Consider the following 13,351-nt stretch of genomic DNA (forward strand, 5'->3'; position numbering starts at 1 on the left):
AGGCTCCGCCAGGCCGGTGACGGCCTCGCGGAGCCCCTTCACCGCTCAGCCACGGAAGCCCAGCAGTCCGTGCAGCGTGGCACCGCGGGCGGTGCTCGAGGCGACCTTCGCGCTCAGCGGCTTCGGGTCGGGCTGCGCCTTGCACACCGCGTCGACTCCGCCCGTCCCGCGCGGCACGGCGCCGTCGGTGAGGTACGTCGCCAGGTGCTTGTCCAGGCAGGTGTTCCCGCTCAGGGTGATTCCGTGGTTCTGGCCGCCCTCCTCGACCACCAGGCTGGAGCCGCGCAGCAGCGCGTGGACCATCGCACCGCCCTCGTACGGGGTGGCCGCGTCGTTCGTCGCCTGGAACAGCAGGACCGGCGGCAGGTCGCCGTTGGCGAGGTTCACCGGCCCGAGCGGTTCGGCCGGCCAGAACGCGCACGGTGCATTGTACCAGGCGTTGTTCCAGGTCATGAACGGCGCCTTCGCGTAGACCGCCCAGTTGTCCGTGCGCCACTCGTCCCAGTCGCGCGGCCAGGAGGCGTCACGGCACTGCACCGCGGTGTAGACGCTGTAGCCGTTGTCCCCCGCGGCGTCGACGGCGGCGAAGTTCTCGTACGCCTCGACCAGCGGATCGTCGTCCTTGCCGTTCACGTACGCGGCGAACGCCTCGGCGAGGTGGGGCCAGTAGCCGTTGAAGTAGCCGCCGGGCATGAAGGTGTCCTCCAGCTCCGAGGCGCCCACCTTGCCGCCGGCCGGCTTCTTGGCGAGGGCCGCCCGCATCGCGTACCACTTGGTCTCGACCTTGTCCGGGTCGGTGCCGAGTCCGTACGTCTTGTCGTACTTGGCGATCCAGGCCATCAGGGCGCGGTGGCGGTCGTTGAAGGCCAGGTCCTGCGTGAGGTTGTCCTCGTACCAGACGCCGGTGGGGTCGACGATCGAGTCCAAAACCAGGCGTCGCACCCGCTGCGGGTAGAGCTTGGCGTACACCGCGCCGAGGTAGGTGCCGTACGAGTAGCCGAAGTAGTTCAGCTTCTGCGCGCCGACCGCGTCGCGGATCGCGTCCATGTCGCGTACCGCGCTGAGGGTGTCGACGTACGGCAGCACGCTCGCGTACTTCTTCCCGCAGGACGCGGCGAACGACCGGGCGCGCTTCAGGTTGGCCTGCTCGATCGCCTCGGTGCTCGGCACGGAGTCCGGGCGGAGAGGGGCGAAGTGGCCGGGCCCGCAGTCCAGGGCGGGGGTGCTCTTGCCGACCCCGCGCGGGTCGAAGCCGATGACGTCGTACTGGGCCGACACCGCCTTGGGCAGCGCCGAGGCGACGAATCCGGCGAGGCTCAGCCCCCGGCCGCCGGGGCCTCCGGGGTTGACCAGCAGTGGTCCCTGGTACGTCTTCGCGGTGTGCGGGACGCGGGACAGCGCCAGCGTGATCTGCTTCCCGCTCGGCTGCGCGTGGTCGAGGGGCACCTTCAGGGACGCGCACTGGAGCCTCGGTTGGGCGGTGGTGCCGCAGCTCTTCCAGCTGGGCTTCGCCGCGCGGGCGGGCTCCGCGGGGTGCGACGGACTCGCTCCGGCGGGCAGGGCCGTGACCGTCCCGGCCACGACGACGGCGGCGGCAGCGCACAGCACGGCTGCGCGTTTGTTCATGGAGTGCTCCCGGGACGGAGGGGACGGCGGCGGCAGGACCGCGCAGGTCACGGCCCTCGCCGCATCGTCCCGAAAAGATCGTCCGGAAGAACCTGTTCTGGCGTTACTTGACCCGTTCGGGTTGCCGGATGCGCTCGAACGCGCTCAGAGCAGCGTGAGTTGCACCGGCCCGGACGCGGCGGGTTCCTCGGCCGGATCGACCGGATCGGCCGGATCGGGCTGCGGGATCCGGCGGGGCATCCCCGCGCGCGTGGGGCCGATGCCGTACTCCTCGGCCAGCTCGTGGACCTGACGGGTGATCCGGCGCTGGTACCACTTCGGGGCGTAGGCGCCGTCCGCGTACAGCCGCTCGTACCGGCGCACCAGGTGCGGGTGGTGCTGCCCGAGCCAGGCCATGAACCACTCGCGGGCACCGGGGCGCAGATGCAGCGCGAGGGGGGTGACGGAGGTGGCCCCGGCGGCCGCTGTCGCCCGCACGGTGGCGCGCAGCTGTGCCGGTTCGTCGCCGAGGAACGGGATCACCGGCGCCATCAGCACCCCGCAGCCGATGCCGTGGTCGGTGAGGGTCCGTACGACGTCCAGGCGCCGTTGGGGAGCCGGGGTGCCCGGTTCGACGGTGCGCCACAGCTCGGTGTCGGTGAAGCCGACGGAGACCGAGACGCCGACGTCGGTCACCTCGGCGGACTGCCGCAGCAGGTCGAGGTCGCGCAGGATCAGCGTGCCCTTGGTGAGGATGGAGAAGGGGTTCGCCCGGTCGCGCAGGGCGGACAGGATGCCCGGCATCAGCCGGTAGCGGCCCTCCGCGCGCTGGTAGCAGTCGACGTTCGTGCCCATCGCGACGTGCTCACCGTGCCAGCGGGGCGAGGCCAGCTGGCGGCGCAGCAGCTCCGGCGCGTTCACCTTGACGACGATCTGGGTGTCGAAGCCGATGCCGGTGTCGAGGTCGAGATAGCTGTGCGTCTTGCGGGCGAAACAGTAGACGCACGCGTGTGTGCAGCCCCGGTAGGGGTTCACGGTCCATTCGAACGGCATCCGGGAGGCGCCCGGCACCCGGTTGAGGATCGAGCGGGCCCTGATCTCGTGGAACGTGATGCCGGCGAACTCGGGCGTGTCGAACGTCCTGGTCGTGACCGTGTCCGCGCCGAACAGCGCGGCGTCCGCCGCCCGGTCGTGGCGGGTCTCCACGGTGAGGTTGTCCCAGCGCATGACGTCTCCTCGGTAGCCCTGCCCCCACAATAGAACAAGTGTTCCCATGATCGTGCGACGGACCTTCGGCGGTCCTTTTCGATCGCCCGGCGATCGCTTCCGCGACCCCGATTTGGGCGGCTGCGGACCGGGGTGGTTGGCTTGCCCCGCACCTGAGCAACCTGAGCAACCCTGAGCAACAAGGACCTGGAGGAACCCCATGGCGCAGGTCGAGGCCACCACCGAGCGGGTCGTCGCTGCGGACCCGGAGAAGGTGTTCGACACCATCGCCGACTACAGCGGCACGCGCGCGAGGCTGCTGCCCGAGCACTTCAGCGAGTACGAGGTGCGCGAGGGTGGCGACGGCGAGGGCACCCTCGTCCACTGGAAGCTCCAGGCCACCAGCAAGCGCGTGCGCGACTGCCTCCTGGAGGTCGCCGAGCCGACCGACGGCGAGCTCGTCGAGAAGGACCGCAACTCCTCGATGGTCACCGTCTGGCGCGTCACCCCGGCCGGTGAGGGCGCGTCCCGGGTCGTCGTCACCACCACCTGGAACGGCGCGGGTGGCATCGGCGGCTTCTTCGAGAAGACCTTCGCGCCCAAGGGCCTCGGCCGGATCTACGACCTGATCCTCGCCAACCTCGCCACCGAGGTCGAGAAGTAGATCAACACCCGTACGCTCCTTGGGTGTTGATCCCCTTCACCGGTTCGAGCGGATCTCCCTTCCGACCGGGATGGTGCCGTAACTCGTCGCGCTTGCTCGCAGTTGTCGCTTTACGCGGGAATTGTGTGGCAGGTGCGACGAGGGGAGCGGCACATGGGCGGGACCACTCTGGTGCAGGACGAGCCGGTCACGGCACCTCCTGCGGCGGGCCCGCCCGAGGCGCCGGTCACCGAGACGGGACCGGGGCAACGCCGGGTGCGGCTGGTCTTCTTCGGCCTCATGCTCGCGCTGCTCCTCGCCGCCCTGGACCAGATGATCGTCGCCACCGCCCTGCCGAAGATCGTCGGCGAGCTGCACGGCCTGGACAGGATGTCCTGGGCGATCACCGCCTACCTGCTCACCGCCACCGTCGGACTGCCCGTCTACGGCAAGCTCGGTGACCTCCGCGGCCGCAAGGGCGTCTTCCAGTTCGCGATCGTCGCCTTCGTCGTCGGCTCCGCGCTCGCCGGGCGGGCGCGGACCATGGACCAGCTGATCGCCTTCCGCGCCGTGCAGGGCGTCGGCGCGGGCGGGCTCATGATCGGCGTGCAGGCCATCATCGCGGACATCGTGCCGCCAAGGCGCCGCGGCCGGTTCATGGGCCTCATCGGCGCCGCGTTCGGCCTCGCCTCGGTCGCCGGACCGCTGCTCGGCGGCTACTTCACGGACCACCTCTCCTGGCGCTGGTGCTTCTACATCAACGTCCCCTTCGGCCTTGTCACCCTCGCCGTGGTCACCGTCGTCCTCAAGCTCCCGAAGCCCACGGCGAAACCCCGATTCGACGTCCTCGGCGCCCTGTTGCTCGCCGTGGCCTCCACCTGCCTTGTCCTGCTGACCAGTTGGGGCGGCACCGAGCACGCCTGGGACTCGAGCGTCGTCGTCGGCCTCGGCGCGGGCGCGGCCGCCGCCACCGTCCTCTTCCTCGTCGTCGAGGGCGTCGCCGCCGAACCCCTCGTCCCGCTGCGGCTGTTCAGGGACTCCGTCTTCAACGTCACCGCGCTGGTGGGCCTGGTGATCGGGGTCGCGCTGTTCGGTGCCGCCAGTTATCTGCCGACCTTCCTGCAGATGGCCTACGGGGCCACCGCCACCGAGTCCGGGCTGCTCATGCTGCCGATGATGGGTGGCATCGTCGGCGCCTCCGTGCTCTCCGGGCAGCTCATCACCCGCACCGGCCGCTACAAGGTGTATCCCGTCCTCGGCAGCGCCCTCGCCGCCCTCGGCATGTGGCTGCTGTCCCGGCTGGAGGCGGGCACACCCCGGCTGCAGTACAGCCTCTGGATGGCCGTGCTCGGCGCCGGCATCGGCCTGGTGATGCCCGTCCTCGTCCTCGCCGTGCAGAACTCCGTGCGCCCCACCGACCTCGGCACCGCCACCAGCGCCAACAACTACTTCCGCCAGATCGGCGGCAGCGTCGGCGCGGCGATCTTCGGCACCCTCTTCGCCGGCCGGCTCACCGACGCCCTGCGCGACCGCCTGCCCGCCCGTACCGGCGCCGGCCTCCCGGACCCCGAGTCCCTCACCCCCCAGCTGGTGCGCGCATTGCCCCCGGCGCTGCGCGACGCCTACATCCGCGCGTACGCCGACGCCATGCCGAGGATCTTCCTCTATCTCGTACCGGTGCTCGTCCTCGGGCTGCTCATCGCCTGCTTCCTCAAGGAGAAACCGCTGGTGTCCCACAACGCCGCCGAAACGGAGCTCGCGACCGTGAACACGCCGATCCCCCACCCTGCGGGCGGAGGGACCCCCCTCTCGCCTCGCTCGCCGTACACCGTCGGAGTCCCCGTCTGCGGCACGGTGCAGCACTCCGACGCCACCGTCGTGCCCCGCGCGGCGCTCACCCTCATCGATGTGAGCGGACAGCAGATCGGCCGGGGCGCCAGCGGCGAGGACGGACGGTACGCGCTGTCCACGCCCGGCTCCGGCGCATACGTCCTGATCGCCGCCGCCGGCGGTCACCAGCCACAGGCCGTCTCCGTCACCGTCGGCGAACGCCCCGTCGAACTGGACATCGTCCTCGGCGGCGCCGGCCGCCTCGCCGGGAGCGTCGTGACGGCGGACGGCTCCCCGGTGCGGGAGGCCACCGTCACCCTTGCCAACGTCCACGGCGAGGTCGTCGCCAGCACCCGCAGCGGCCGCGAGGGCGGCTACGTCATCACCGAACTCGTCGCCGGGGAGTACACCCTCGCCGTCGGCGCGCCCGCCTTCCGCCCGGCCGCCCTGCCGGTCAGCGTCCAGGCCTCCCGCGAGACCCGCCAGGACGTCGAACTCGCCGGCGGCGCCCTGCTGCGCGGCACGGTGCGGGCCACCGGCGGGCGCCCCGTCGAGGACGCGCGCGTGACCCTCCTGGACGCGGCGGGCAACGTCGTGGACACCCTCACCACGGGCCCCGACGGCACGTTCCGCTTCGTCGACCTGTCCTGCGGCGAGTACACCGTCATCGCCGCCGGTTACCCGCCGGTCGCCACCGTCCTGCAAGTGGCGGGCGGCGGGCGCACGGAGCGCGACCTGCGACTCGGCCACGAGGACTGACCCGGCCCGCGCGGGCACCGGGACGTGCGGCGTACCCCGGCGCGCCCCGGTGAAACCAATTCCAGCATTGCCGCACATGCCGACCGACGTGCGCCGTACGGTGGGGGCTGCGGGACAGATCTTGCACAGCTCTGGGGAGAGAGGGCCTGGGCCATGGACCGTGGCACCGACAGGGACGCACCTCCCAGCCGCGGAGCCGGGAGCGATGCGGCCGACGGCGTGGCCGACGCCGGGCGCGTTCCGCTGGCCGTGGTCGTGGTGGACCGTGAGGGTCTCGTCTCCCACTGGAGCACCGGCGCACGCCGGCTCTTCGGCGTCGTCAAGGAGGAGGCGATCGGCCGGTCCGCGATCGACCTGCTCCCCGTCTCCGGCGCGCTCCCCGAGCCCGACGACGACCTTCCGGACGGGGGACACGGGGGCTACGGAGACCACGCCGCCTACGACGGCCTCGGACCCGGGCTGGACTCCTCCCTCGACCGCGGCCTCGGCTACCCGGCCGCCGGACGGGCCCGGCTGACCGTGCCCGAGCGGGACCGTGACCGTGTCGACGTGCTGTGGTGGGCGTACCCGCTGGTCGGACCGGGAACGGAACGACTGCTGGTGCTGGCCGCGGACGCGGCGGGACTGCACCAGGACGATCCGGCGGACCGGGCGGCCGTCGAACGCATCGCCCCCGGCTTCGCGCTGCACACCGACTTCCCCGGCGCCGAGGGCCTCGCCGGCCGGCTGCCCGAGATCCTGCCCAGCATGAGCGTCGGCGAAAGCGCCCGCATCGTCGCGCAGATCCTCGAACTCGGCTACCCCGTCCTGGAGTTCAGTCAGAACGACCGGGTGCCCGTGACGCCCGACTGGGGCGTGGCCCGGCGCGTCGAGCGCAGAGTCCGCCGCGAGCGGGCCGCCCGCGCCGTCGCCGAAGGGCTGCCCGTACCGGAGGATCTGGTCGACGAGGGCGAGGACCTCGAGTACGTCGCCGTCCGGGAACGGCTGGAGTTCCTCAACGAGGTCAGCGGGAAGATCGGCACCTCACTCGATCTGTCCCGGACGATTCTCGAGGTCAGCAGAGCCGTCGTCCCGCGCTTCACCGACGTCGCCGGCACCTATCTGCGTGAACAGGTCGTCGCCGGTGAGGGGTTCCCCGACGGGGTGCCGGACACGACCACCATGTGGCACCGGGTCGCCGTCGAGCACACCGACGAACCCGGCCGCTGGGACGACGTCGTACCCGTCGGCGAGGCGATGCCGTTCCCCGCGCACACCCCGTTCTTCCAGTGCATGACCACAGGCGAACCCGTGCTCGTGCCCCGCATCAGCGAGCAGCTGGGCCATGCCATCGCCTCGCAGTTCGAGAAACGCGACATCCGGCCACTGATCACCGGCCGCTCCATGCTCGTCGTCCCGCTGAAGGCCCGTAACGTCGTCCTCGGTTTCATGATCCTGCTGCGCCACCCCGAGCGTGCCGTCTTCAACGACATGGACCGGGTCACCGGCGCCGAACTCGCCGCCCGCGCCGGCCTCGTGCTCGACAACGCGCGCATGTACACCTACCAGGAGAGCGTCGCCGAGACCCTCCAGGACAGCATGCTGCCGCACATCCCGCCCCGCATGGCGGGCTGTGACATCGCCACCCGCTATCTGCCGGGCACGCTGCTGGGGCGCGTCGGCGGCGACTGGTTCGACTCGGTGAAGCTGCCCGGCGCCCGCACCGCCCTCGTCGTCGGAGACGTCATGGGCCATGGCCTCAACTCGGCAGCCATGATGGGCCAGTTGCGGACGGCCGTGCAGACCATGGCCGCCCTCGACCTGCCGCCCGCCCAACTCCTGCGCAATCTCGACGACTTGGCGCAAAGGCTCGGCGACACCTACCTCGCAACCTGCCTGTACGCGGTCTACGACCCGATCGAGAGCGAGCTGCGCATCGCCAACGCGGGCCACATCCCACCCGTGTTGGTGCGTGCCGTCGACGGTCGCAGCGAACTCCTCGACCTGCCCACCGGCGCGCCCATCGGCGTCGGCGGGGTGCCCTTCGAGGCCGTCCGCGTGCGCGTGGAACCGGGCGACCGGCTGGTGATGTGCACCGACGGCCTGGTGGAGATGCGCGGCGAGGACATCGGCGTGGGCCTGGCGACGCTCTGCGAGTCCGCCGCCCACCCGGCCGCCTCCATGGACGACGCCTGCGACACCATCATCCGTGCCCTCAACACGCGTGGAGGCCGCAAGGACGATGTGGCCCTGCTCATGGCCCGCCTCAACGGCATCGAACCGGACGACGTCGCCGAATGGCGGTTGCGCCTGGACCCGGCCGAGGTGGGCCGGGCCCGGGCGGTGGTCCGCGAACAGCTCCACGACTGGGGGCTGACGAAGCTGGCCGACGCGGCCGAGCTCATGGTGAGCGAACTCGTCACCAACGCCCTGCGGCACTCCCAGCGGCGCCCCGTGGCCCTGCGCCTCGTACGCGGCGACACGCTGCTGTGCGAGGTCGACGACGACGATCACGAACTGCCGACCCTGCTGAGCGCCGGGGCCGGTGACGAGGTCGGACGGGGGCTGCGCGTGGTGAGCACGCTGGCCCGTGAGTGGGGCACCAGCCGGACGGGCGCGGGGAAGTCCGTCTGGTTCGAGCTGACGCTGCCGCGCCGCTGAACGCGGCCGACCCGACCGCTGATCCGTGCGGCTGACCGGGGCGGACAGGGGGCGCACAACGGCGTACGGATTCAGAACGCGGCGTGAAGGAATGCGCCGCGCGCTTGTAGCGGAAACCGGGGAGCGATAAACCGTACTCGCCCGTCGCTTACGGCGGATCGGCCTTGCATCCTGGGGAGTTGGGCATGAGCGTGGCGAGTCGGTACCGGGAGGCGTGGGAGGGCTTCTGGCGTGAGGCCCCGGACGAACCGGGCGGTGTGTTCTGGGACGCGGATCCGAGAGTGACCGCCGCCGTCCACCTCGCCTACTTCGAACCCCATGTCACCGACCCGGGGCTGGCGTTGGTGGACCTCGGCTGCGGCAACGGCACCCAGACCCGGTACCTCGCCGACCGCTTCCCGCACGTGGTCGGCGCCGACCTGGCCGCCGCGGCCCTCGACCACGCCCGGCGCGCCGACCCCGCCGGACAGGCGACGTACCGGCTGCTGGACGCGGCCGAGAAGGGCGCGGCCGAGACCCTGCACGCCGAACTCGGCGACGCCAACGTCTACATGCGCGGCGTCCTGCACCAGTGCGAGCCCGCCGACCGGCAGCCGCTGGTGGACGGGATCGCCGCGCTGGTGGGGGAGCGCGGCAGGGTCTTCCTCGTCGAACTGTCGGAGGCGGCCCGTCCCGTCCTCGGCTCTCTGGCGCAGAGCCCGGCCGGTCCGCCGCCGAAACTCGCGCCGATCTTCCGACACGGCATCGCCCCCGGCGAGGTCGCCGACGACGCGGTGCCCGCGTATCTGCGCACCGCCGGGCTCACGGTCCTGGCCTCCGGTGAACTGCCGCTCATCACCACGGAGTCGGCACCGGACGGCACCCGGATAGAACTGCCGTCGAAGTGGCTCGTGGCGGCCCGTGTCATGTGACCGCCCTCACATCGAATGCGGCTCCCGCGGCGGTCACACTCTCGCGCCGCGCCGTGTCAGGGGGGTGAAGGAACGCACGGAAACCCCCGATGAGGAGCTGCTGAAATGTCCACTGCCTACGTTGTCGTCACCGTCGTCGGAGCTGTCATGGCAGGCTTCTCGGCCGCCTCGGTCTTCCTGGGCGCCGAGTGGACGGTGAAGCCGCTGGCCGACTACGGAGTGCCGCGCTCGTGGTGGCCGTGGCTCGGTGCGGCCAAGGCCGTCGGTGCGGCCGGGCTGCTGGCCGGGCTGTTCGTGCCCGTGGTCGGCGTGCTCGCCGCGGCCGGTCTGGTCCTGTACTTCCTCGGGGCCGTCGTCACCGTGCTGCGGGCCCGCTGGTTCTCGCACGTGCCGTTCCCGCTGGTCTACGCGGCACCGGCGGTGGCCTCGCTGGTGCTGGCCTTCTGACAACGGGGCACGGGGTCACAGGTCACAGGTCACAGGTGATGAGTCACGGGGTGACGGGTGAGGAGTGAAGGGTGAGGGGCGGACCGGGAACTCCCGTCCGCCCCTCACCCGTTCGTCAGTCGTCGGCCCCGACAGACTCGGTCCAGGGGACGTCGAGCACCGCCACCTCGATGCCCTCCAGCCGCTCCCGGTCCGCCACGACGTCGATCCCGGTGATCCCGCCCTCCGCGACCGTGAACACGAGGACCAGCCGCAGCCTGCCCTGCGGCGCCATCACGAGGCCGACCCGGCCGTCGAGGAGGGCGAGACCGGTGAACCGGGCGCGGCCGGTCGCAGCCATCGCACCCTCGGCCACGGGCCGCGCCCCGCTGACCGCGACGGGCTCGGGCGTGGGAACGACGAAACGGTCGGCGGTGAGGACCACGTCCGGATGCAGCAGCGCCAGCAACGCCTCGAAGTGGCCGCCGCGCGTGGCGGCCAGGAACGCCTCGACGACCTCGCGCTGCCGGGCCCGTTCGATGGCGGGCACGGCAGCGGGCACCTCCGCGGGTACGGCAGGGACGTCGGCGCCGGGGGCGGCGCCCCGGACGCGGCGGCGGGCCCGGCTGGCCAGTTGCCGGGTGGCGGCCGGGGTGCGCTCGATCATCGGGGCGATGTCGTCGAACGGCACGGTGAACAGGTCGTGCAGCACGAACGCGAGCCGCTCGGCCGGGGCCAGGGTGTCCAGGACGACCAGGAGCGCCACGCCGACCGAGTCGGCGAGCAGCGCCTCCTCCTCGGGGTCGCCGCCCTCCCGCGGACCGACGGCGGGCTCGGTCACCCCGTCGTCGAGCGGCACCTCCGGCCGCGTTCTGCGGGAGCGCAGCATGTTCAGGCACACCCGGCCCACCACCGTGGTCAGCCACCCGCTGAGGTTCTCCACGTCGCCGACGTCCGCCCGGGCCGCCCTGAGCCAGGTCTCCTGCACGGCGTCCTCCGCCTCGCTGAGTGAGCCCAGCATGCGGTAGGCGACGGCGCGCAGATGAGGCCGGTCGGCCTCGAAACGCTCCGGTGGCAGGGTGGTGTGCGTGGTCATGACCGGATCCCCGTTCGTGTCACAGCGGTGCAGGCCGCGGTGCGGGCCTGTGTGCGGAGATCACAACACGGGCGCGGTCAGCCGCACCAACGTCTCCTCGAACGAAGTGGCCTCCCTGGCGGCCTGTTGTGCGGGAGCCTCGCCGGCAGGGCGGCCATGCCGCAGGTGTCGGTCGCCGCCGAGAGGACCAGGCCCGCGCCGATCAGCCCGTGACAGCCAGTGCGCGCCGGCGGGCCAGGCCCGCGGCGAAACCGGCGATCACCAGGGATCCGGCGGCGAGCCGGACCTGGCGGTCCATCGGCCAAGGGGTGAGGGCCCCGCCGGACGCTCGACGGGACGGCCGACCGCCGCCCATCCGTCGGTGCCGCCCTCCAGCGTGGCCGCCTCGACGCCGAGAGCCGCGAGCCGCGCGCACCCCTTCGCGGACCGGTTGCCGGAGGCGCACACAAGGAGCAGCGGCCCGTGGGCGGCGGCCGCCCCGAGGGCGCTCGCGGCCTCGCCGAGCCGGTCCAGGGCGATGTTGTGGGCGCCGGGCAGGTGCCCGCCGGCGTACTCGCCGGGCGTGCGCACGTCGACGACGGTGCAGTCGCCGAGCCGGGCCGCCGCCTGGGCAGTGGTCAGGCCGGTGGTCGGTCCGGCGGGGTCGGAGGGCGCGGCGGCGTCGGTCGTACGGTGGGCCACGGAACAAAATCTTTCGGTGGGGCGTTGTCCCCCACGAGTAGGATACCCATGGGGGTATATGCGGGGTATGGAGGAGGAAAAGTGCAACTCGACATGTCGGCCGAGGAACTGAAGTCGGCGCTCAACCGGCTGCGGCGCGCCCAGGGGCAACTCGCGGGTGTGATCCGGATGATCGAGGAGGGCCGCGACTGCGAGGACGTGGTCACCCAGCTCGCGGCCGTCTCCCGGGCCCTGGACCGGGCCGGTTTCGCGATCATCGCCACCGGGCTGGAGCAGTGCATGACCAGCGAGGACCCCGAGGTCCGGGACTCCGCGCAGATGCGGGCCCGCCTGGAGAAGCTCTTCCTGTCGCTGGCCTGAGCTCCCCGGCGGTCGTTCACCGGACGGCCGTCACGCCCATGCTCACCGCGACGGCCGGCGGTACCCCGCCGAAGACGCGCTGGAGCGTCGCCGCGGAACGGCCGTCCGCCCCGGGCGGGGTGTGGGATGGCACGGTGTCCCCACGCACCCCATCCCTCGCGCAGGAGTCGACCCGGTGAACCCACGCACACTCGACGAACTCGACCTGAAGCTGCTCCAGGCGCTCCAGCTGGACGGGCGGGCGCCGTTCAGCCGTATCGCCCAGGTGCTGGGAGTCTCCGACCAGACCGTCGCCCGGCGCTTCCGCCGGCTGCACACCACGGCGGGGCTGCGCGTCATCGGGATGACCGACGAGAGCCGGCTCGGGCGCAGCAGCTGGATCGTCCGGCTGTGCTGTACCCCGGACGTGGCCGACCGGCTCGCCGCGGGGCTCGCCCGGCGCCCCGACACCATCTTCGTCGCGCTCATCTCCGGCGGTACGGAGGTGATGTGCTCGATGAAGCCCCGCAGCCGCCAGGAACGGGACGAACTGCTCCTGGGCCATCTGCAGCGCACGCCGCGCATCACCTCCATCAGCGCCCACAGCGTGCTGCACTACTTCTACGGCGGCTCCCTCGGCTGGCTCACCAAGGTCAAGGCCCTCACCCCGGACCAGGAGGCGGCCCTGCGACCCGAGCCGCCCGAGTCCGCCACCGGCCCGGTGTCCGTCGACGCGGACGACGAGCGGCTGCTCGCGCTGCTCCGCGAGGACGGGCGCGCCACCCTCGCCGACCTGGAGGCGGCCACCGGACTGTCGGAGTCGGTGGTCAAGCGACGCCTGGAACGACTGCGGTCCACCGGAGCCCTCTACTTCGACGTCCAGCACGACGTCGAGCCCCTGGGCCGGGAAGTCGACACGATGCTCTGGCTCACCGTGGAGCCCGCCGCGCTCGCCGACGTCGGCCGCGCGCTGGCCGCGCACCCGGAGGTCCGCTTCGCCGCCGCGACCACCGGCCCGGCCAACATCGTCGCCAACACCCTGCACGCCGGCGCCGGCGACCTGTACGCCTACCTCAGCGAGGGGATCGGCGCGCTCGACGGCGTACGGTCCGTGGAGACGGCGCCGATCCTCCGCCAGGTCAAACAGCTCACCTACGAGGGGCGTCGCTCCCCGGGGAACGCGGGGGCGGGCAGATAGGCTCGGGGGCTCCTGAC

Annotated in this window: 11 protein-coding genes; 7 read left to right on the forward strand and 4 right to left on the reverse strand. The window is 72.2% G+C overall.

Annotation, left to right across the window (positions count from 1 at the left end):
* Nucleotides 1-45 precede the first annotated feature (45 nt).
* The gene (locus OG289_RS40715; protein ID WP_327319015.1) at nt 46-1,626 is read right to left on the reverse strand and encodes an alpha/beta hydrolase; all 1,581 of its coding nucleotides are present in this window, start codon (nt 1,624-1,626) and stop codon (nt 46-48) included.
* Nucleotides 1,627-1,770: 144 nt separating this feature from the next.
* On the reverse strand, nt 1,771-2,832 hold the full coding sequence (locus OG289_RS40720) for an Rv2578c family radical SAM protein (protein ID WP_327319016.1): 1,062 nt from the start codon (nt 2,830-2,832) through the stop codon (nt 1,771-1,773).
* Between the two features lie 199 nt (nt 2,833-3,031).
* Between OG289_RS40720 and OG289_RS40725 the strand changes: the two genes are divergently transcribed.
* The 5 genes from OG289_RS40725 to OG289_RS40745 all read left to right on the forward strand — a co-directional run bounded on the left by OG289_RS40725 (nt 3,032) and on the right by OG289_RS40745 (nt 10,041).
* Complete coding sequence (locus OG289_RS40725) at nt 3,032-3,475, forward strand: SRPBCC family protein (protein ID WP_327319017.1); 444 nt, start codon at nt 3,032-3,034, stop codon at nt 3,473-3,475.
* Nucleotides 3,476-3,628: 153 nt separating this feature from the next.
* The gene (locus OG289_RS40730) at nt 3,629-6,043 is read left to right on the forward strand and encodes an MFS transporter (protein ID WP_327319018.1); all 2,415 of its coding nucleotides are present in this window, start codon (nt 3,629-3,631) and stop codon (nt 6,041-6,043) included.
* Nucleotides 6,044-6,196: 153 nt separating this feature from the next.
* Nucleotides 6,197-8,683, forward strand: coding sequence for a SpoIIE family protein phosphatase (locus OG289_RS40735; protein WP_327319019.1), 2,487 nt, complete (start codon nt 6,197-6,199; stop codon nt 8,681-8,683).
* 185 nt (nt 8,684-8,868) lie between these two features.
* On the forward strand, nt 8,869-9,594 hold the full coding sequence (locus tag OG289_RS40740; protein WP_327319020.1) for a class I SAM-dependent methyltransferase: 726 nt from the start codon (nt 8,869-8,871) through the stop codon (nt 9,592-9,594).
* Nucleotides 9,595-9,699: 105 nt separating this feature from the next.
* The gene (locus OG289_RS40745) at nt 9,700-10,041 is read left to right on the forward strand and encodes a DoxX family protein (RefSeq protein ID WP_327319021.1); all 342 of its coding nucleotides are present in this window, start codon (nt 9,700-9,702) and stop codon (nt 10,039-10,041) included.
* Nucleotides 10,042-10,156: 115 nt separating this feature from the next.
* Here the strand turns inward: OG289_RS40745 and OG289_RS40750 are convergent, their stop codons facing one another.
* Nucleotides 10,157-11,116, reverse strand: a complete 960-nt coding sequence (locus OG289_RS40750; RefSeq protein ID WP_327319022.1) for a sigma-70 family RNA polymerase sigma factor — start codon at nt 11,114-11,116, stop codon at nt 10,157-10,159.
* A gap of 258 nt (nt 11,117-11,374) precedes the next feature.
* The gene (locus OG289_RS40755) at nt 11,375-11,797 is read right to left on the reverse strand and encodes a rhodanese-like domain-containing protein (protein ID WP_442819031.1); all 423 of its coding nucleotides are present in this window, start codon (nt 11,795-11,797) and stop codon (nt 11,375-11,377) included.
* An 81-nt stretch (nt 11,798-11,878) separates the two neighbouring features.
* Here OG289_RS40755 and OG289_RS40760 point away from each other — a divergent pair, with 81 nt between their 5' ends.
* A complete protein-coding gene (locus tag OG289_RS40760; RefSeq protein ID WP_055638536.1) occupies nt 11,879-12,157 on the forward strand; it encodes a metal-sensitive transcriptional regulator in 279 nt (92 codons plus the stop codon).
* Nucleotides 12,158-12,332: 175 nt separating this feature from the next.
* Nucleotides 12,333-13,334, forward strand: coding sequence for an Lrp/AsnC family transcriptional regulator (locus OG289_RS40765; protein ID WP_327319023.1), 1,002 nt, complete (start codon nt 12,333-12,335; stop codon nt 13,332-13,334).
* The last annotated feature ends 17 nt before the right edge of the window (nt 13,335-13,351 follow it).

This window comes from Streptomyces sp. NBC_01235 (assembly GCF_035989285.1).
Lineage (GTDB): Bacteria > Actinomycetota > Actinomycetes > Streptomycetales > Streptomycetaceae > Streptomyces.